We start from the raw sequence: 19,161 nt of genomic DNA on the forward strand, positions 1-19,161 counted from the left end.
GGCGACGACGCCGGCGTCGAGTCGAAGTGGAGTCACGGGATGCCACCCCGCGTCCTGGCGCGGTGATGCCGCCTGACATGGGTGAACGGGCCCTGCCTCACCGGACGACGCGACGCCGCCCCGCAGCGCCGCGACGTCCGTCACCGCATGATCGACTGCTCAGGCGTCGAGGTCCCGCAGCCACTGCTCCACCGTGCGCGGCGAGAGGTCCAGCAGGACCTGCGCACTGCGCGCCTCCTCGATCAGTTCGTCCGGCTGCGTGGCGCGCCAGCGATACGAGTCGATCACGGGAGTCATCCCCTGCTCACCGAACAAGGGGATCGTCATCGCGCCGAACTCGTCGGGGGTCTGCGCGTGGAAGGTCACGTCCTTCCCGAAGTAGCGGGTGAAGCCGACAGCGAGATCCTCGCCGAGGAGTCCGGGCAGGGCGCCGACGGCGACGACGCCGGCCACGTCGCTCCGCTCGAACAAGCGCACGGCAGCGTCGGCGACGTCGAGGTGCGAACTCCAGGACACGCGGAAGTCCTCCCGGATCGGATACGGGAGGACGGCCTGCTCCCGGACAGAGGCGATCACCGGCGGGAGGAGGAGGTTCTCCAGGTAGAGGCGGGGCGCGAGGACCGCGGTCGGGACGCCCGTCGCGCCGAGCCCACGCGCGAGGACCCCGTGCGGGCTGTCGTCCGTCTCCCCGAGCGGGTAGCCGCTGGTCGAGAAGACCACTCGCGCGGGGCGGGCCCGGTCGACAGCCGCGGCGATCATCCGAGCGTGCTCGAGCTGCTGCGTCGGAGATCCCAGAGCCAGATGGATGAAGACGCCCTCGGCACCGCTGTAGGCCGCGACGAGGCTGTCGACGTCGGAGGCGTCGACAGCGACAGCCGGCCCGGAGATGTAGGCACCGGGGGTGCGGACGGCTGCGGTGACGGTCTTGCCGGAGCGGAGGAGGGCGGCGGCGACGGGAGCGCCCTGCGCACCGGTCGCTCCGTGAACGATGTAGGTCATGAGAGCATTAGTGCAGATGTTGCATCGGTTACGTCAACTGCAGTAATGGTGGAAGGGTCGATTCGATGTCGTTCTCCGCTGATCAGTGGCCCGAGTGCGGGATAGCGCGCTTCCTCACCCTCCTGGACGGCCCCTGGGCCACGCTCGTCATCCGCGAGCTCCTGAACGGCCCGATGCGGTTCGGCGACCTGATGAAGGCGCTGCCCGGAGTGAGCGCACACACCCTGACCAACCGGTTGCGGCGCTTCGAGACGTACGGGCTGGTCACGCGCACCGCCTACCCGGAGATCCCTCCGCGGGTCGAGTACGAGCTGACTCCTGTCGGTCACGGTCTGCGGCCCGTGCTCGACGCGATGAACGACTGGGCCGGAACCGTGCCCCGCATCGACAGCGATGACGCGGTACCCGTGCCGGCATCGTGCTCCGGCGCCGGTCCTTCCCCGGCGGCCGAGTAAGTCGGGACCGTTTCCGGACGTGAATCGGCGCCGTCGATGCGCGGCACCAGCGCGAGGGGTGCAGCGGAGGACGCGCGCAAAGGCTTCCCAGCCGTGTCAGTCATCACTTCCTGTCCATGCTCCTTCGACTGCTTGCAGCAGCTGATAACGCTTTTCAGCGGTCAGAGTTCCATCGAACTCGAGTACGAAGCGGTCAGATCGGTAGAAGTCTGCGTCGCTGTAGATGACGTCCTGTCGTGCGTGGTCGAGCGTGTCGAATCGATAAATGGAGACGCCGTCGCCTGTGACCGCTTCGACGCATCCTCGGCGGTCGCCGCATGCGTCGGTACTGGGGACCGAGTCGCCTGTGAATCCTGGTACTCCGTCGTGGATCACGTCGTTCAGAGTGAGGCCGCGGCGGTCGTTGTCGATGAGTCGATCTGCTGTCCAGGCGACACCGCTCGTGATCAGCACGCCGGCAAGAAATCCGGCTGCCACAAGGGCGAGAGACCTGCGGCGGAGTGAGGTGGCGGGCACAGCGCTCACCAGTTGCACTGGTGGCTGAAAACGTTGGCCCAGTTCGCGTTGGCAGGGCGAACCGCTTCGAGGTCCCAGTGGATGCCTGCGCCGATGATGGCGCGGCCCCAGAGTGCGTGGCACTGGTACTGCTGGTACATACTTCGACTGTTCCTCACTGCTGACCAGGACGAGGCGAACTCTTCCCATCCCGCGGTACTCATGATGGTGAAGCCGGCGTTCCCGAGTCCCATTGCGACGCCCCAGGGCGTCAGTCGGCCAGAGTAGACCGGCCGTCCCTGGAAGGCTCCCTTGCGGTTGACGGTCATGGGGGAGAAGAGGCGCTGTCCCAGCCACGGGTCGGCGGTGATCGGATACTGGTACTCACTTGAGTCGTGTTCCACGATCTGAGTGATGGTCGATCCTTCTACCGTGTAGCGGGTGGGAACGGCGACGCCCACGGCGTCGTACGCCCATGCGGGGGCAACGCCGAGGGCGAGCGTCCCATCCGGGGCCATCGCTACGAGCGCCCCTTCTTCCGTTGCTGTAAGGGTGACGTTCTCGGGAAGGCCGACATCGACTGAGTACCTCCGTGGGGCGGTCGAGGAGTCGATCACTGTCACGACCTGCAGCGATCCGTCTGAGCGGTTGAGTGGCACGGTGTGGGAGCCGTCGCCGTTATCGATGACTTCGATGCCCGTTTCGGAGACGCTGACTGCAACCGCGTCTTCAGCGGCCTGCAGGTTGACCGTCAGCGGATTCTCCCCTGCGGCTGAGACGGACGCTTCGGTGGCCCGGCGCAGCAGCGTGCTCTCGCCCGACGAACTTCCCGGCTCTAGGGAGATCGTAGCCGAGGCGGGGTCAACGTCCTGCAAGTCAGGAATCTTCGTTGAGATGGAGGCGAGGATGTCCACGACCTCATCCGCGTCCGAACTCGCCGTGGGCGAGTGAGGTGTCGACATCGACGAGGCTGCCAGCCCGACCGATGGCACCGCGTAGGCGGGTACCAGCGGAGCGCCGACAATCGCGCACCCCGCCGTTAGCGCGACTACCGCTTTGTTCAGAACCGATTTCAACACTGTGTACTCCTCGTTCGCGCAATCGCGCACCTGTCGCGCCGGTCTGAGTGAAACGTGCTGGAGGTGTCGGCGCATCCCCCGTCGGCATGGAAGGAGCCGCCACCTGACTGTCGAGCGAACGTGCTCGGCGCGGCCAGCAGGATCGACTGCTGGACCCAACAACCCCAGACGGGTGACCTGCCACTTCCGCCGCTCATCGGCCCGTTTAGTGCCTTTGGCTGCCTCTCCGCCCGAAGGATGACGAATCTCCAGCCGGTCGGCCACTTTGCAGCGGAGCGCCATGTTTCACCGCCGCGAATCGAGATGATGAGCGAGTGATATCCGTGCTCATCGTCGATGACGAAGCCCTCGTCCGCTCTGGACTCTCACTGATCCTCGGTGCAGGCGAGGGCGTGGAGGTGGTCGGAGCCGTCACGGGCATCTCAGCAATCACCGCGGTCCGCGAGTTCCAACCTGATGTGGTGCTGCTGGACGTTCAGATGCGCGACATCGATGGGTTGCAGGTTCTGCACGCGCTGCGCGCAGAGCCCGACCCTCCGATCGTCGCGATGCTCACGACTTTCGACCGCGACGATCTGCTCTCAGCGGCGCTGATGGGCGGCGCGGCTGGTTTCCTGCTCAAGAACATCGATCCCGCGGCGCTCGTCTCGATGGTGCATGTTCTGGCGTGCGGCGGAACGGTGCTCGCTCCGGGGGTGGGGCGGGCTTGCCTTGCCGCGGTCTCCGTCGATTTCGACGCTCGCGCTCGGGTCGAGTCGCTTCGACCGCGCGAGCGCGAAGTGCTGCGGCTCATGGCCGAGGGCTCGACCAACCGTGCCATCGCGAAGAGTTTGACCATGAGTCTGGGGGCGGTGAAGGACGACGTCAGTGCTGTGCTCACTGCCCTCGGCGCACCGAACAGGGTGCGTGCTGCACTCGTCGCGGCTCGAGCTGGCCTTGTCCCGTCCTGATTCGCTCGCGCCGTTCATCTGTCCGAATCGAAGTGGTCAACGGCAGGACGAACAGCCGCTGACTGCGACGGCCTGTGAGATCAGCGCTCGCGTGTCTCGCACGCCGGGCGGGTCCCTTCCCAGGCGTTCGGGGAGGACGGGCGGCGAAGGCACGCAGTCGACTCTCACGGATGCTGACGATGTGAACGCCGTCGACCCGATCGAACGTCGACCTGTACCGCATGGCCTACGGTGCAACAGTGAGCGAACCTCCGAACGTGCGGCGCTGTGCGGACCGAACCGCTGCACCGTCGCGGAGAGTGAAGAAGACGCGACTCGCGGCCCGGTACGGCGTCGATGTCCTGCTCGTAGCAGCCGGCGTGCTCTCGCAGCTGCCCTTCCTGTTCTGGGCCACCCCGTGGATCGTCGCCTCGGGCATCACTGCGGCGGCCGCGATCCCTCTCCGGCGTCGGTATCCTCTCGCCCTGATCCTCCTGTCCTTGCCGGGATTCATCTGGGGCGAAGCCTTCGTCCCCGTCGCCATCGGCTTGGCCGTCCTTACGATGCGCGACGGACGGAGCTGGCGCGTCGGAGGGGCGGTGGCCCTCGTCTCCGCCGCGTGGTTCATCCCCGAGCAGATCTGGGAGTACCCGGAGTTCGTCATCAACACCGTCCTCTGGGCGGTCATCTACATCGGCGTGCCGGTCCTCATCGGGACTCTGATCCGCACGAAGAAGGACCTGGCGCAGCGTGTGGACGAACTGACCCGGCTTCAGGAGCAGGAGCGGACACACGTCATCGAGAGCGCACTCGCCCGCGAAAGGACGCTTCTCGCGCGTGAGATGCACGATGTCGTCTCCCACCACGTCACTTTGATCGCCATCCAGGCAGGAGCACTCCAGGTCTCATCGCCGGACCACACAGCACGCGCCACGGCCACCACGATCCGCTCACTGGCCTCAGCAACCGTTGAAGAACTGCGGACGATGGTCGGCGTGCTCCGCGAGGCGGGAGGACAGCCTCGAGAGCGAGTGAAGGAACCCTCCTCGAACGAGCTCGCCGAACTGGCCGCCAGTAGCGATCTCACCATCCACGGAAGCCTCACGCCTCCCCCTTTCCTGTCGCCCGCCGCGCACCGAGCCGTCTACCGGTTCCTTCAGGAAGGGCTGACCAACGCTCGGAAGCACTCGACCGGCGCTGAAGTCACCCTCATGTCGAACACCACCGCGGACCACTTCACCGTCTCCCTCCATGCCGGACCTCCCACCCGTCCGCTACTCGCCCTCCCTAGCGCACGCCATGGTCTCCTCGGGCTGCAAGAACGCGCAGCTCTGCTCGGCGGCACGCTCACAGCGGAGCTCGACGAAGACGGATCCCATCTCCTGACAATGAACCTGCCCAACCCGGCATCGTCGTGACGCGGCACGGCTCACACGGAAGGAAGGAGCCCCCGGAAGTCGATGCAGACGGCGTGTCTCGTTCGACCTGGCCGCGGGTACCAGAGATTGCTACGACTCGAATGGCACCGGTCGAGGCGCGAGAAGGTCGGGTTCTGTTCAGGCTCGTCCTGCGACGTCCAGCGCCTCTTACGCGACGGGTGCTGGTGAGGTCTCGGTCGTCTCCTTCGTGACGGTGAGTGCGACGAGGGCGGCGGCGGCGAGGGCGGCGATTGCTGCGACGACGAAGGCGGCGGAGTAGCCGACGCTGAGGGCGGTGCCGCTGGTCGGGTCGGCGCTGGTGGCGCTGATGGCGACGGCGGTGGCGGTGAGCGCGGCGAGGCCGAGTGCGGCGCCGACCTGCTGTGCGGTGTTGACGAGGGAGGAGGCGATGCCGACGACCTCGTGCGGGACGGCGCGCACGGCGGTCAGGGTGAGGACGAGGAAGCTGCTCCCGAGCCCGAATGACGTGAGCAGGAGCGCGGGGGCGATGTGCAGGAGGTACTTGGTCTCCGGAGTGATGGTCGAGAGCCAGAGGAAGCCACTTGCGGCGAGGAGCAGTCCCGCGGAGGCGAGGAGCCGGGACGGGACGCGTGAGGCCAGCGCGGAACCGACGCCGCTGCCGGCGATGATGCCGATGCTGAACGGGATGAAGGCGAGGCCGGTCAGGAGGGGGTCGAGGCCGGCGACCTTCTGCAGGTACAAGGTGAGGAGGTAGAAGCCGCCCATCAGTCCACCGCCGATGATGACGGTGGCGAGATAAGAACCGACGCGGTTGCGGTCGGTGAGGATCGTCAGGGGGAGCATCGGCGCTCGAGCCTGCCGCTGACGGAGGACGAAGGCGAGGAGCGTGATCACGGCGACACCGAGGGCGCCGAGGGTGAGCGGCGACTCCCATCCGCTTTCTCCGGACTGGGTGATCCCGAAGACCAGGGACACGAGGCCGAGGGTCGCGGTGATCGCTCCCAGCAGGTCCAGGCGGCCGGTGCCGCGGGTGCTCTCCGTGAGGGTGCGGGTGCCGGCGATGACGGCGAGTCCTATCGGGAGGTTGATGAGGAACACGGATCGCCAGCCGAGGGTGCTCGCGAGGACTCCGCCGATCAGCAGGCCGCCCGTGATCCCGATGCCCGACATCGCCGCGTAGACCGCGAGGGCTTTGTCCCGTGGGGCGCCGGCGGGATAGGTCGTCGTGATCAGTGCGAGCAGGTTGGGGGCTGCGAGCGCTGCCCCGATGCCCTGGACGGCGCGCGCGATGATCAGCGCCTCCGGGTTCCATGCGAGTCCGGCGACGACGGAGGCGGCGGTGAACAGCACCAGTCCGATGCGCAGCACGCGACGCCTCCCGGCGAGGTCTCCGAGCTTGCCGCCGAGCAGGAGCAGTCCGCCGAAGGCGAGGATGTAGGCGTTGATCACCCAGGGGAGGGTGCTCGCGCGCATGGTGAGCTCCGCCTGGATGGCGGGCAGGGCGATGTTCGCGATCGTGTCATCGAGAACGAGCATCAGCTGCGCGGTCGCGATGACCAGAAGGGCAGCGCCCGCGGTCCTCGAGGACGAGAGGGGAACTGCGGCGGGGCGGGTGGTCTTCACGATGGTTCTCCGAGTCGGCGGGTCAGTGGTGGAGGTGGTGCACGACGGCGTGGCCCTTGCCGCGGCTGATCAGCCAGCGGTTGACCGGCGTCGTGACCACGAAGGCCAGAGCGAGAGCGGCGATAAGAGAGCCCCAGAACAGGCCGCTCGTGACCCCCGCGTCCATCGCGCCGGGAATGGCGAGCATCGCGGTGTTGTCCATGATCTCCATCACCGCGATCGAGACAGTGTCGGCGGCGAGGGCAATCCCGACCGCCGCGCGCCAGGACACCCCGGCGCGCAGCACACCGCGCATGGTAAGCGCGTAGCCGAAGACGAACGCGAGGGCGATCGAAAGTACGACAGTGCCCGCGTTGTGCAGCCCGAGGCTCGTGCCGATGACCATGCCCAGGACCTCACCGATCGCGCATCCGGTCAGGCAGTGCAGGGTCGCGGTCGCGGCCATGCGCCACGATGTGGCGCCAGCGGCGGTGTGCGTGCTGTGGTCGTGGGCGTGCTCGGTCATCGGCGCTCCTCGGTATCGGTCCAAGGGGTTCAACATACCCCCGGGGGGTATATTCCCGGTTTGCTCGACGACGTCCCGTGAACGAATGACGACGAGACATCAGACACCGTTCGGAAGCTGTCCTCAGCCCTGCGCGTCCGGCGGGAACATCCCGGTCGGCGGGGCGGCGTAAGGGAGCATGTCGCCTGGTCGGTTCTCGTCCGTCGACGTCGCGTAGGGGCCGTTGGGTGAGAGTAGGACTCGCATGTGCGGATCCAGATGATTAATCCAGTAGGCGCTCAAAGACCCGGCGCTCGTTCGAATCTCCTCCCACATCCGCCAGAGGGCTTCGATGCGGGTCAGCGCCTCGACGCTGCTCCACCACTCGGCCGCCCACCGGTCGCCGGCGGCCTGGCCCTTGGCCGTCACCCGGCGCCGGTAGGAGGGTCGGAGGAACTTGCGGACCCACTCGTCGGCGGATCCGAAGTACGTCGCCGGCCCCTCTTCCTCGTCCACGTCCTCCACCTCGACGGGGTGCAGGCTGACGGGTCGAACCGGAGCCGAGAACGCATCCGTGTCGACATCGAACAGGTCCTCGTCGCTCATTGCTCACCGCGGAGAGTCGCGTCCTGGTCTGCGTCGACGTCCGCCGCAGGCTGAGCCTGGCGCGGAGGCATGACCGTCACGACAGGCGAGACGGGTGCGGCGTTCGCTGGTCCGCTGCTGGCGTCGTGGGCGGCGATGGAGGCGTTGATCGCGGCGACCTGCTCCTTGGGGCCGTTGTACCAGGGCACGGTGTCGACGAGGGCGGCGCGGGCGCCGGAGGAGAGCATGATCGCGCGTCCGCGGCCCATGCTGGTGAGGTCGGCGACTTCGAGGATTTTCTCTCGCCGTAGCGCCGAGGTGGTGGAGCGGACGCCCTTGTTGTAGCTGGCGGAGGTGGTCTCTTTGTCGTAGGTGCCGATCAGCTCGGAGAGGGTGCGCAGGAACTCGTCTTCTGCGACTCCGCCCGCGTACAGCTTCACGTTCGCCGCGGACCACAGCTTGAGCATGCCCTCCTTCCCGAACACGCCGACGCCCTGGGACCAGGACTGGAACACGGCCATGATCGGGATCCCGCGCGAGCCGTAGTGGGAGTACAGGTCGGGGAGGTCCTTCCACCGGCAGACGTTCGCGGCCTCATCGAGAACGGCAACGAGCGGCGTCGCGAGGCGCCCGCCCCGGGAACGTGCCGCGTGCTCCTCCGCGGCCTCGATCGTCGCGGCGGTCAGGGCGGTGACGAGGGGGCCGGCGGTGCCGGCGCCTTCCTTCGACAGCGAGTACAGCGTCTGGGTCGACGTGACGAACGTCTCGGGGACGAACTGGGGACGGGTGTCGTTCGGGCGGGCGTTCACCCAGTCGGCGGTCGCGGCGCTCTTCAAGCACACGGCCATGCCCTGCGCGGTCGAGTAGATCCCGTCGCGGGCCTTGTCGGCGGTGTTCATGATGCCGCGGACCGCTCGCGCGTTCGTCGGGTAGCCGTTGTCGTGCAGGAGCTCGACGGGTGTCTCGTCCTCGACGGAGGTCAGCCAGAGCAGCACGTCGCTGATCGGCCGGTTGCCGGCCGCGGCCGCGAGCAGCAGGTCGGACAGCAGCTCTTGGCCCTTGCCGTCGAAGTAGGCGTCGGTTTTCGCGTTCAGCGTCCGGGTGCCGGAGGCGAAGTGCGTCGCGAGCTTCGCGGCTTTGGTGTCGTCGGTGACGTAGGAGAGGGGGTTCCACCACCAGGTCGCGTCCTCGAACGCGACGCGCTGGGGGTCGAAGACCCACACGTGGCCCTTGGCGGCGCGGACGTCGCGGGTCGCGTCGAGCACGTCGCGCTTGTTCGACGTCGTGACCACGGCGCCGGGCGCGGCCATGATCGCGGGGATGACGAGGGAGGTCGACTTGCCCACGCGGGGGCCGGCGATCAGCAGCATCATGTCCTCGAACGAGGCGTAGAGCATCTGCTTTCCCAGGTGCAGCCGACCCACCGGGACGCCGGGATTCTCCGGCACGCCCAGGCGGGCGGATTTCTTGAGTGCCTGCTTGCGCATCATCGACGCGAGGTCGCGCGGCGTCGCCATGTAGCGGGCGGCGTGATCGACGCTCGAGCGGTTCTTCCGTCCGAGCGAGCGCATCCACACGAGCCAGAGGCCGACGAGGACGATGATGGCGACGGCGGCCGCGGCGGTCATCGTCGCGGACGTGGACCACACCACTTGGCCGCGGAACAGGCCCGAGATGATGTCGAACGGATCCGAGGGCAGGCCCTCGTTCACTCCGTCGAGCTGCGACCCGACCGCGACGGCCACCCAGACGATGCCGATCGCGGCGATCACGGTGAGGGCTGCGCCGAGCATCAGGGCGTCGTTGCCTGCCTTGCCGGGTTCGCGGCGGCGGTTGTTGGCGGTGGCGCTCATGCGGACTCCTCCGTGTAGATCGGGCCTGTCCACCGCGGCGTGCGGTCGTCGGCGGATGCTTGGTGCGAGGTCCCCCAGGAGAGGACCGCGCGGCCCCGCTCAGCGAACAAGCAGGGCAGGTCAGTCGTGTGGAACCGGTGATCGCCCGGGACTGCCCGTTGGCAGGCCCAGAGGTAGCCCTCGAACGCAAGCGTCGACGGGCATGTCATAGCCGGCTCACCAGCACGCTCGCGCAGCAGAGCGCTGGGGCAGCGACCACAGCGAGGCCGACCATCCCGGCCGCGTAGCGTCCGGTCGCCTCGCGCTCACGGCAGGATCTCGACGTTCACGGGATCGGTGGGCAGCGGCTCCGCCGCACGTCCGGCGCGGGAGGTCGCGTGCCAGAGCTTGTTGGTGTCGTTGACCTCCTTCTCCGCCGCGGTCAGCTCGACGCGCACCGGGATCCCGGGACGTCCGCCGACCTTGATCAGGAAGCGGCCGCGGCCGGGAGGCTCGGACTCGTGCCCGGACACGGGGTCCCAGGCGGGTGGGTCCTGCCAGGAGGTGAGCATCCCCTGTTCAGCGATCGACATCGGCACCGCCGAGGTCAGCAGCGGCATCTCCGCGCCGGGGAGGCCGCCGCAGATGACCATGCCGGAGCGCTCCACGAAGCCCTTTGCCTTCATCTGGTCCTCCTGGGAGGCGAGAGCGAGGAGGTCGGACATCGTGTGGCTGATCATCGCCAGGCCGACGCCGCGCGCGCGGTTCAGGCGGGTGAGGGCATCGACGCGATCGACCATGCCCTTGCCCGCGCGTAGCGCCCGCCACAGCTCGTCCAGGATCACGAAGTAGTGCCGCTGCGGTTCGAGCTCCGCGTCCGCGAGGGCGGCCGCGACGTTGACGGTCCCGAATCCGGCGGACCAGCAGGCGAGGAGGATCGCGGCCTGGAGGTCGCCTTCGGAGTCATCGATTGAGGACACGTCGTAGACGACGGGCCGGTCCCGGCGCATCGGCGTGGTGGTCTGCTTCGAGAACACCTCGCCCAGGCGTCCACCGGTGGTGAGGCCGATGAGGGAGGCTTCGAGGTTCTCGGTGACGTCCTTGTACTTTTCGATGTCGCCGCGGTCCAACGCGACCTGACGAATCTCGTCCGGCGCCTCCTGGATCACGCGCAGCAGGTCCGCGAGGACCGGCACTCCCTGGTGGTGCTCGTCCAGGTACTTCAGAGCCCGGTCGATGATCGTCTCTTCGCGGTCGGTCGGCGGCTGGGAGCGGAGGATCGTCAGGAGTGCGGCGACCATCGTGTGCCGGCGGCCGTGGGCGTCCGCGAGGACCTGGTGAGCCAGGCGCTGCACCTTCGCGGCGTGCTTGCGCAGCCGGCCGACCTCCGCGATCATCGCCGCGGTGTCGTCGGAGACGCCGAGCGCGTCGACCTGGTGCGCGAGCTCGTCGGCCCGCTCGAGTGAGCGGTCGGCCTCGTCACGGAGGCGCTGCGCCGCCTCCGACGCCTCGCCGGGATCGAGGATGTTCAGGTAGCCGCGGCCACGGCCGAGAGGGACCACCTGCCCGTCGAGGGCTTCGATCAGATCCACATAATCCGGCTTCAAGTCACCCAACACGAGCGGGATCGTGCCGTACCCGGCGAGGCCGGCGGCCATGCGGCGGGTCAGCGAGGACTTCCCCAGGCCAGGCTTCCCGAGCACGAACATCGACGGGTTGCTGATGAGGTTCGCGCGCTGGAACCAGCTGATCGGGTCGCAGCAGACGGAGGCGCCGGTGGAGAGGTTTTTCCCCAGCGGCACCCCGATCATTGGCGTACCCGTCCCGACCGAGAACGGGTACAGCCCGCACACCTGCACGGTCGTCCCGCGGAACTCATCGGCGGCCGTGACGTTGACGGCTTCGCCGCCGCCGCGGCCGAGCCACCCGCGGATTGTCGGCCGCAGAGGACGGCGCAACGCGGTCCCCTGGGCCGTCTTCTTCCCACCGTGCGGGATCTCGACCTTCTTCCCCTCCCGGCGCCTGGTGCGCGGGCGGGTGCGCTCACGAGCCAGCGTCGGCCGCTGCGCGACCGCCATCACCGGACCCTCGCTCTGCGCACCCACAGCTCGCCGCGAGGGCGCCGCAGTAGCGTCCGCGGCCTGCGAGGACGAGGAGACAGCACCGGAGGGAAGACCGTCGACGGGCAGGTCCTCACCCGTCGTCTCTCCGTGCGCGGCGGTGACTACACCGTCCGGTAGGACGTCCTCTCCGGGCTCGGGCTCGCTGCCATTGTTGGACTGAAAGAGGCGGGTGATGATGCTCACAGGGACTCCCTCACTTCGGTGGGCAGGCGGAGGTGGCGCGGGAGCACGAGCCCCAGCGGCAGGCCCGCGGCGAACATGGTGTCCTGCGACCCGAACGCCGGACGCACCCGCAGCCGCGCGGCAGCGGTCAGCGAGTCGATCGCCGCGCGGGCGTCGGCCTCGTGCACGGGATCGGTGGTGGTCGCGGTGACGATCAGCCCGAAGTTGAGCAGGCCGGCACCGGACGCCTCTTCCGCCGCGGTCGCCTGGGCGGAGCGGGTGGAAAGGGTCGAACGGGCGGTGGGCTTGGTGGACGCGGAGCTGTTGAACTGCGCCGCGTTCAGGTCCGCCTCCACGATGGCCGCGGCGCGGGCCGGGTCGATGGGGCGGTAGAGCAGGGTGACGCGCTTGCGGGCGACGTCGCGGTGCGGAGCCAGCAGCCGGGCGAGGATCCCGGACTGCACGACTCCGCGAGGTGGGGAGGTCATCGTCCACGACGTCGACACGGCGCCGTCGTGCCGGTACGAGTCCCACCGGGACTCCGCGGCCGCGGGGCCGACGTCGGTCCACGACAGCTCGGGCACGTCACCGGATGCGCGGGCCTCATCGATCAGGACGGCCGCGGCGGGGTCGTAGGCGACCCGGATCACCTCGCACAGCTCCTGAGCACCGAGCGGCCGCGCAGCGCCCGCACCGGTCGCGGCGAGGCCCGTCGTCAGCCCGGGGAGGCGGGCGGCGAGGTCGGCGGCGACCTCCTTCGCGTTACGGCGCTTCCCGCCGATGCGAGACAGGGACGAGAACGTGATCGCGACGTAGGCGCGGATCGTGGCCGACCCGACCGGGTAGCTGCTCACGACCTCCGAGAGCATCGCTCGAGCGAACTCCGGAGCGTCCGGGTCCATCGACCCCTCGACCTCCGACCGCAGGCGCGTACCGGTGTCGGGGGCCGTCTCGACGGTGACGGAGGCGGCCTCGATGCCGGGCTCGTCTCCGAGGTTGGAGAGCCAGATGCCGTACTCCGCGACCTGGTTGTTGACCTGCTCCTGATCCACCAGAGCGGCGCCGTCCGGCTCCGTGGCGATCACGACGGTGTAGTGCTTGGTCGAGGGGACGTGCACGAGAGCGAACCTGCGCCCGTGCGAGTCCTCGTGCTCGGAGAGCTGCGACGCCGCAGCCAGGCCGGGAAGCTGGAACGTGCCCCACTTCGCCCGACCCACGGGGCCGGAACGGTAGACGTTCGCTCCCTTGGCCTTCGTCCGCATCCAGTTCACGCGATTCACCGTCCTTCCGAGGGCGCTCTGCCCGTGCTTGTCCTTCACCGAAACCGTCAGCAAGATCCCGCCGAAGATCGCTGCGACGATCAGCGCGGCCCCAAGTCCCGAGAACATCGACGCGATGATCGAGGAGAGGATGCCGAGAAACAGCACCCCGGTGGCGAGCTGCCCGAGGCCGCCAAGTCCCGCAGTCTGCGGGCGGCGCCAATTGCCGTAGGTCCGCGGCGCCTCAGCGCTGCGGGTGGGAGTCGTGGTGGTCATCAGTTCCCGCTCCCGTTGCCGCCGGTGGCGTCCTCTGTCGCGGCCTGGACCGCTCCCGTTGCTTGCTTCGCTCCCTCAGCAGCCTTGCTCGCCGCCATGACGCCGATCCCGATAGGACCGCCAGCCGCTACCGCGGCAGCTCCGCCGCCTGCTGCAGCGCCACCTGCCGATGTCGCTGCGCCACCGGCCGATCCGCCGACTGCAGCTCCCCCGCCGGCGGCGGAACTCGCGCCGCCAGGAGCGGAAGCCGAAGCGGGCGATCCCGTGCTGCCCGCGGAGGCGTTGCTGCCGGTCGGCGCCGAACCGAATCCGCCGCTACCGCCTGGAGCTCCCCCACCTCCCCCGCTGTCGCTACCGGCGCGGGAGCGGATCGCACCGGTAGCGATGTCGCCAGCGCCGCTCACCGCGGCGGCGCTCAGGAGCAGACCTGCCCCTCCCCCGCTGCCGCCGACCGAGGAAACGGCGGGAACGAGGAAGCGCATCAGCGCGGGCAGAGCCACGAGCGCGATGAGCATGAGCGCGAGGCCGGTGACGATCTGGAAGAGCCCTGTCCCGTCCGACTTGAACAGGTCGGTACCGGTCATCCGGAACGCGATCGCGTAGACGATCGCTGCAGCGGGCTTGTAGAGAATGAACGCGAGGGTCCAGGCCATCGTCTTCTTGAACCACTGCTGCCCGAGCTCGGTGTTCGTCGCAGCCGCGGCGATCGGGAAGATCCCCGCGAGGACGACGAGCATCGCGCCGCGGAAGATCATCAGCGCGACCTGGATGTAGGTCATCAGGACCGCGAGGATCCCGAGGAGGAACAGGCCAATGAGGCCGATGCCCGAGGTGGCGGTCAGCGAGATCATCGCGAAGACGTTCGTGCCGAAGCAGTTGCTCTCGCCGTTGGTGACGTCACAGTCGGTGGAACGGTTGAGGATCCAGACGGAGAACTCATCACCCGCCTGAGTGGCAAGGCGGATCACGACGAGCCCGGCTCCGGCCACAGCGATCAGAGTCAGCACGGACCGGGCGAGGGTGCGCAACTCGGCCGCGCGCTGAGTCCAGATCATGCGGCCTGCGGCGACGAGGATCGAGAGGATCGCGAGACCGCCGGCGTACCACTCGAGCTGCCCCTGTACCCAGCCGACGACGCTCGAGGACTCGTTCAAATGCATTGCCAGCGGCAGGAATCCGGTCACGAGAGCGGAGGCGGAGGAGAGGATGATCACGGCCAGGAGGATGACGCCGATGCGTCCGAGGTGCGCTTCGCCGTCTCCGTAGCGGCGTCGAGCGGACATCATGACGCCGGCGACGATCAGAGACATGACAGCGAGACCGGCGGTGACCCACGTCACGTAGCCGAGGATTGTCTCGAACGCCTCCGGTACAGGCGGTGTTCCGCCGCCGTTAACGCCGCCTCCCCGGTCGACCACGGTCACCGGGGAGGGCACATTCACCCACAGGGTGCCGAGCGACACGATCGCTTTGCCGTAGCCCTCCAGGATGTTGTTCACGAACTGCTGCAGTGCGTCGTTGGTGGCGGCGGAGACTACGTCGCCAACACCTTCACCGATGGTGCAGAAGAGGTCGAGAGGTGGGCAGCCCGCATTGGGTGCTGTGGTCACTAGATGCCACTCCAAGGTATGTAGCCGCCGAGCGAGTCGAGCGGCGAGGCAGAGAATCGAGGCTGTCCGTTGTCAGCGACCTGCACCTTCCAGTCGCCCTCGCTCCACGAAAGAGCGATCGGGTAGCTGACGAGGGAGCCACCGCTGGTCGTCACGGTCCAGGCGAGGTCGATGACTGCTTCGTCGGCGGTGTAGGCGGTGATGTTGTAGCCGGCGAGCTGGAGTCGGGAGGAGGAGATCGGAGCATCTGGGTCGGTTTCCGCGATTGCGGCATCACGGCCAATACCAGGGGCGACCATCTCGCTGACGCGAGAGGCAGTCCGAGCGTCTGAAGACATGGCGACGAAGCTGATCGCGGAGAACAGCGCTCCTTCCGCGGTGTGGGCGAAGCAGGACCGGAAACCCTCATCCACTACGCCCGGTCCCGCGGTGTCGGAACTTGGCACTGCGACGGTTCCAGCGATACTCCACTCCGCCGTGGGCGGCGAGGTCAGCGAACTCGTGTCCTCGTATCCGGGCAGGTCGCAGACGCTTGCAGCGTCTGCCCCAATCTCGGTTGTGGCGGAAGGGTTAGGCGTCGCGGAGGCGGCGGGAGTGTTTTGCCCGTCGCCTCCGCGCAGCGACGTGACGGCGACCAGGATCCCGGCCAGTACGAGGATCCCGACGATGATCGCTCCGAAGATGAATCCTCGACTGGTGAACGGGTTGCGCTGCTCCGTGTCGCTCATGACGTCATGCCTTTCATTGGTGGTGCGGTCGATGTCCTTTAGACGCTAGGCACCCATCAGGAAGCTGACGAGGGTGAAGGATGCGGACACGATGATCACGCCGAGGAGGAGGCGGCCAAGCCAGCCGCCGATCTCTCCGCCTTCGCCGCGGCGGGCGGAGACGGTCATGGTGACGCCGAGGATGATCAGGCCGACGACGGCGACGCCGAGGCCAACCCACTTGGCCCAGCCCATGGTTGTGGTGAAGGCCTCGAACCCGGGGGGCATGCCTCCGGGGCCTGGGTCGGGGACGACGGCGCCGAGGCTGCCGGCGGCGGTGATCAGCTCGGTGGTGAGAGCGAGTGCGGACATGAAGTGCTCCGTTTCGTGTGGTGGTGGTGCGGGGTGTTCGGTGCCGCCGGGTGGGGCTCGAAGTAGACCGGTTATCCGGTGGTGAGGGGGCCGTCGGCGTAGGCGACGTCGAAGTGCAGGTGGTTCGGCGTATCCGTGAACTGGGTGATGTGCTTGTAGCTGGTCGAGCGGCACTGGATCTGCCCGGCGCGCGATCCCGCCGGCACCTGGGGGTCGAGGACGTCGAGGAGCTTGAGAGCGTTCGGATCGCACCCGGTCGTGGCGGTGTCGTCGAAGGAGAAGAAGTCGACCGCCTTCCCGCCACCGTTCATCCAGTGCGAGGAGCCGGTGCCGGCGCCGAGGAGCGAGCCTGTGCACTGGCGGTTGAGATCGGAGACGCCGACCTTCCCGAACGTGTTCAGAGCGATCGTGATTACCTGGAGGATCCGCACGTCGATGCCGCAGTTCTCCTTCGCGGTCCCCGCGGCCATCTCGCGGATCTGCTGGGCGTAGCGGTCTTCGAGTAGGCGCAGCCGACCCTCCTCCATTGCCGCAACGAGCCCAGCCGCGAGGGATTGCGCGTCACCGGAGACGGTGACGCATCCACCGAACGGCGCGGGAGTCGCGGGTGCGGTGCCGGTCGGCGTTGACGAGACGCCGACTGGGGCGGTGCTCGCCGAGGGTGCGGTCGTGCTGCTGCCGAGGCTGTTCAGGTAGGTCATGATCGCCACGGCGTCGGACCGGTACTTCGTGTAGTGGTTCGGATTGGCGTTGCGCTGCACCTTGTTGATCGCGATCGAAGGCTCCATCGATTGCCACGCCTCGACTGCCATGAGACGGTCGTAAAAGAAGCCGGCCGCGGTCGTGGGGTCCATGCGTTGCTCGACTGTGCCCCAGCTCGACTGCTGCTGGAACAGACCGATCGAGTCAGCGACCGACCCGTCCGGGTTGATCGCACCGTCCCCGTAAGAGATGTTCACGAGCGAGGACTCCCCAATCGCCGTCTGCACGCCGAGCGTCTGCCCGTCCGCGCCGAGCCCCTTCGCAGCGCCAGCGTTGACGATCAGCGCAGCGTTGACGAGCTGGTCGCGCCCGTAGCCGCCGACTCGAGCATCAGCCGGGATTGCACCCACGCTGATCGGTCCCCCGCCGGGCAGGCATGCGGCTGCAGCGGCACCGCCGAAGAACAGCACCCACAGCAGCATCGCGATCGCAACGACCGGCACCATGACCGCCGCCAGCACCCCCAGTCCCCCCTTCTGCACCGGGCTACTCCGATGTCCGAGGCGTGATCTGCTCGACACCCCACGGGGCGGTCTGCGCAGAGCGGTGGACGAAAACGGAGTACTCGCCCGCGTCGGTCGGAACGAGAACGCGCACCGTATACACGCCGTCCCCATCGCGCACGCGCGCACCATCGGCGACCGCCGTGCACGGCACGTTCGCCGGGTCGACCGTCTCGTAGGCCACAGCGGCATGCTGAGTCAGAAACGGGTAGAGCTCACCGATCCACCTCTCGTAATCGAGAACCGGGCGGCAGAACGCAGTCACCGCGTCGACAGCGATCGTGATCGTGTCGCTCTCGGCGGTCACCTCCGGCGTCGGCTCGACGTCGAGCGGGCCGGCGTCAGGTGCAGGGCTGCTCTCTGTCGGTGGGTTCACGTGAGGCGGAAGCTGCCCGCTCGCGAAGGTGGTAGCGCCGGACGGAGAGCTGGCAGGCGTCGAGGTCGCCGCCGAGTCGGGGCTGGTGCATCCAGCTGTGGCGAGAGCGAGTGCGACAGCCGGGACTGCCTTGCTCAGCATCCTCATGGTGTCCCCCCTCGGTTCGTCACGCCTGCCGACGGATCCGGTCGGCGCTTCGACAACTATAAGGGTGATACTTACTGCTGTTAGATTGAAGCGTACAGATTGGCGGGACCGAACTGCTCCGGCGGTGCTTGGCCGTGGCTCTGACGGGAGGAAACGGCTCATGCGCCACAATGGAGCCCGTGTCGACTTCGCTCCCTCCGCCGTCTCGGGAGGTGATGCACATGCGCGCGATGACCAGTGAGATCGGCAATCGCGTCCTGCATTTCCTGTCCCAGGAGTCCGCGCGCACGCATGGAGCGACGGTGGCCGAGATCCTCGAGGCAGTGCCGGAGGCTCGGAACAAGGTGACGCTGTTCGGCTATCTGAACCCGCTGGAAGAAGCGGGCGCGATCATCGGATGGCCGGCGCCCGGCGCGCGGCATCGCAAGACTGTGACGTATCGGGTGGACTGGGAAGCGATCGACCGCCTGCACGAGATCAGCCGGGCCTACCAGAAGGGCCAGACCGACCTCTCGCACCCGCCGGTCGCTATCTGAGACAGAACGCGTTCCCAGTCCCCGCCGGAATGGGTTCGAGAAGTGTGACGCAGCGGTGCGCAAGCGCTTCGTCCGCATCCGCGACCGCACGCAGCCCGGTCGCGAACTGCAGTTCGAAGCCATCGGCTGCAAGCCAGCCTTCAAGGGCGAACTGATCCCCGTCCGGCGTAGTCACCGCCACATCTTCGAATCGCTCCGCGGCGTGGAGCATGTTGCCGGCCGCGATCACATCCCGGCCGAACCAGTACGTCTCCAACACCACCGCCCGCAAGATCGCGTCGCAGACGGCCTCCTCGAGCTCGGACACCGGGTAGTGACGCACCAGGCCAGTGCGCACGTCCAAGTCCCCCTCCGCCGCGACGGGCTCGCGCTTGAGGACGCAGCACCGGCACGCGCACTCGACGGGGTGGCTGTTGCCGAGGTGGAAAAAGCGCACGGCAGAGGACC

Annotated in this window: 19 protein-coding genes; 4 read left to right on the forward strand and 15 right to left on the reverse strand. The window is 68.0% G+C overall.

Annotated elements, in window-relative coordinates; translation table 11 throughout:
• Positions 1-159: 159 nt before the first annotated feature.
• Positions 160-999, reverse strand: coding sequence for an SDR family oxidoreductase (locus AC0CID_RS19700; protein ID WP_465228241.1), 840 nt, complete (start codon positions 997-999; stop codon positions 160-162).
• Positions 1,000-1,064: 65 nt separating this feature from the next.
• On the opposite strand from AC0CID_RS19700, the gene AC0CID_RS19705 reads away from it, so the two are divergent.
• The gene (locus tag AC0CID_RS19705) at positions 1,065-1,454 is read left to right on the forward strand and encodes a winged helix-turn-helix transcriptional regulator (protein WP_465228242.1); all 390 of its coding nucleotides are present in this window, start codon (positions 1,065-1,067) and stop codon (positions 1,452-1,454) included.
• 96 nt (positions 1,455-1,550) lie between these two features.
• On the opposite strand, the gene AC0CID_RS19710 is transcribed toward AC0CID_RS19705, so the two are convergent.
• Positions 1,551-1,907: a hypothetical protein gene (locus tag AC0CID_RS19710; protein WP_465228243.1), complete on the reverse strand. Its 357-nt coding sequence runs from the start codon at positions 1,905-1,907 to the stop codon at positions 1,551-1,553.
• Positions 1,908-1,975: 68 nt separating this feature from the next.
• On the reverse strand, positions 1,976-2,863 hold the full coding sequence (locus tag AC0CID_RS19715) for a DUF2599 domain-containing protein (RefSeq protein WP_465228244.1): 888 nt from the start codon (positions 2,861-2,863) through the stop codon (positions 1,976-1,978).
• A gap of 488 nt (positions 2,864-3,351) precedes the next feature.
• Between AC0CID_RS19715 and AC0CID_RS19720 the strand changes: the two genes are divergently transcribed.
• Positions 3,352-3,978 (forward strand): response regulator, encoded by a 627-nt coding sequence (locus AC0CID_RS19720; RefSeq protein ID WP_465228245.1) that lies wholly within the window; start codon positions 3,352-3,354, stop codon positions 3,976-3,978.
• Positions 3,979-4,277: 299 nt separating this feature from the next.
• A complete protein-coding gene (locus tag AC0CID_RS19725; RefSeq protein ID WP_465228246.1) occupies positions 4,278-5,375 on the forward strand; it encodes a sensor histidine kinase in 1,098 nt (365 codons plus the stop codon).
• 168 nt (positions 5,376-5,543) lie between these two features.
• Here the strand turns inward: AC0CID_RS19725 and AC0CID_RS19730 are convergent, their stop codons facing one another.
• The 11 genes from AC0CID_RS19730 to AC0CID_RS19780 form a co-directional block, all read right to left on the reverse strand.
• Entirely contained in the window at positions 5,544-6,980 is a 1,437-nt protein-coding gene (locus AC0CID_RS19730; RefSeq protein ID WP_465228247.1) for an MFS transporter, read from the reverse strand.
• Positions 6,981-7,002: 22 nt separating this feature from the next.
• Positions 7,003-7,485, reverse strand: coding sequence for a DUF4396 domain-containing protein (locus AC0CID_RS19735; protein ID WP_465228248.1), 483 nt, complete (start codon positions 7,483-7,485; stop codon positions 7,003-7,005).
• A 123-nt stretch (positions 7,486-7,608) separates the two neighbouring features.
• Complete coding sequence (locus AC0CID_RS19740; protein WP_465228249.1) at positions 7,609-8,070, reverse strand: DUF4913 domain-containing protein; 462 nt, start codon at positions 8,068-8,070, stop codon at positions 7,609-7,611.
• Positions 8,067-9,902 (reverse strand): type IV secretory system conjugative DNA transfer family protein, encoded by a 1,836-nt coding sequence (locus tag AC0CID_RS19745; protein ID WP_465228250.1) that lies wholly within the window; start codon positions 9,900-9,902, stop codon positions 8,067-8,069. Before AC0CID_RS19745 ends, AC0CID_RS19740 begins: the two co-directional genes overlap by 4 nt.
• Before the next feature lie 305 nt (positions 9,903-10,207).
• A complete protein-coding gene (locus AC0CID_RS19750; RefSeq protein ID WP_465228315.1) occupies positions 10,208-11,959 on the reverse strand; it encodes an ATP/GTP-binding protein in 1,752 nt (583 codons plus the stop codon).
• Positions 11,960-12,183: 224 nt separating this feature from the next.
• Positions 12,184-13,701: an SCO6880 family protein gene (locus AC0CID_RS19755; RefSeq protein ID WP_465228251.1), complete on the reverse strand. Its 1,518-nt coding sequence runs from the start codon at positions 13,699-13,701 to the stop codon at positions 12,184-12,186.
• On the reverse strand, positions 13,701-15,311 hold the full coding sequence (locus tag AC0CID_RS19760) for a hypothetical protein (RefSeq protein WP_465228252.1): 1,611 nt from the start codon (positions 15,309-15,311) through the stop codon (positions 13,701-13,703). Before AC0CID_RS19760 ends, AC0CID_RS19755 begins: the two co-directional genes overlap by 1 nt.
• The gene (locus AC0CID_RS19765; RefSeq protein ID WP_243592696.1) at positions 15,311-16,039 is read right to left on the reverse strand and encodes a DUF8175 domain-containg protein; all 729 of its coding nucleotides are present in this window, start codon (positions 16,037-16,039) and stop codon (positions 15,311-15,313) included. The genes AC0CID_RS19760 and AC0CID_RS19765 overlap by 1 nt, the downstream gene beginning before the upstream one ends.
• 45 nt (positions 16,040-16,084) lie before the next feature.
• Complete coding sequence (locus AC0CID_RS19770) at positions 16,085-16,390, reverse strand: hypothetical protein (protein ID WP_243592695.1); 306 nt, start codon at positions 16,388-16,390, stop codon at positions 16,085-16,087.
• A gap of 71 nt (positions 16,391-16,461) precedes the next feature.
• Positions 16,462-17,634: a hypothetical protein gene (locus tag AC0CID_RS19775; protein ID WP_243592694.1), complete on the reverse strand. Its 1,173-nt coding sequence runs from the start codon at positions 17,632-17,634 to the stop codon at positions 16,462-16,464.
• A gap of 4 nt (positions 17,635-17,638) precedes the next feature.
• Positions 17,639-18,178 carry a hypothetical protein gene (locus AC0CID_RS19780; protein WP_465228253.1) on the reverse strand — a complete coding sequence of 180 codons (540 nt, stop codon included), beginning with the start codon at positions 18,176-18,178 and terminating at the stop codon, positions 17,639-17,641.
• Positions 18,179-18,399: 221 nt separating this feature from the next.
• Between AC0CID_RS19780 and AC0CID_RS19785 the strand changes: the two genes are divergently transcribed.
• Positions 18,400-18,714 (forward strand): hypothetical protein, encoded by a 315-nt coding sequence (locus AC0CID_RS19785; protein WP_465228254.1) that lies wholly within the window; start codon positions 18,400-18,402, stop codon positions 18,712-18,714.
• On the opposite strand, the gene AC0CID_RS19790 is transcribed toward AC0CID_RS19785, so the two are convergent.
• Positions 18,707-19,057, reverse strand: a complete 351-nt coding sequence (locus AC0CID_RS19790) for a hypothetical protein (RefSeq protein WP_243592691.1) — start codon at positions 19,055-19,057, stop codon at positions 18,707-18,709. The genes AC0CID_RS19785 and AC0CID_RS19790 overlap by 8 nt on opposite strands.
• Between the last annotated feature and the right edge of the window lie 104 nt (positions 19,058-19,161).

This window comes from Rathayibacter sp. AC451, assembly GCF_979253095.1.

Excerpts from the sequence above, each read along its gene's own strand:
- AC0CID_RS19765 (WP_243592696.1), bottom strand. The coding sequence starts at position 16,039 with ATGAGCGACACGGAGCAGCGCAACCCGTTCACCAGTCGAGGATTCATC.
- AC0CID_RS19750 (WP_465228315.1), bottom strand. The coding sequence starts at position 11,959 with ATGGCGGTCGCGCAGCGGCCGACGCTGGCTCGTGAGCGCACCCGCCCG.
- AC0CID_RS19780 (WP_465228253.1), bottom strand. The coding sequence starts at position 18,178 with ATGAGGATGCTGAGCAAGGCAGTCCCGGCTGTCGCACTCGCTCTCGCC.
- AC0CID_RS19770 (WP_243592695.1), bottom strand. The coding sequence starts at position 16,390 with ATGTCCGCACTCGCTCTCACCACCGAGCTGATCACCGCCGCCGGCAGC.
- AC0CID_RS19740 (WP_465228249.1), bottom strand. The coding sequence starts at position 8,070 with ATGAGCGACGAGGACCTGTTCGATGTCGACACGGATGCGTTCTCGGCT.
- AC0CID_RS19755 (WP_465228251.1), bottom strand. The coding sequence starts at position 13,701 with ATGACCACCACGACTCCCACCCGCAGCGCTGAGGCGCCGCGGACCTAC.
- AC0CID_RS19745 (WP_465228250.1), bottom strand. The coding sequence starts at position 9,902 with ATGAGCGCCACCGCCAACAACCGCCGCCGCGAACCCGGCAAGGCAGGC.
- AC0CID_RS19785 (WP_465228254.1), top strand. The coding sequence starts at position 18,400 with ATGCGCGCGATGACCAGTGAGATCGGCAATCGCGTCCTGCATTTCCTG.
- AC0CID_RS19700 (WP_465228241.1), bottom strand. The coding sequence starts at position 999 with ATGACCTACATCGTTCACGGAGCGACCGGTGCGCAGGGCGCTCCCGTC.
- AC0CID_RS19705 (WP_465228242.1), top strand. The coding sequence starts at position 1,065 with ATGTCGTTCTCCGCTGATCAGTGGCCCGAGTGCGGGATAGCGCGCTTC.
- AC0CID_RS19735 (WP_465228248.1), bottom strand. The coding sequence starts at position 7,485 with ATGACCGAGCACGCCCACGACCACAGCACGCACACCGCCGCTGGCGCC.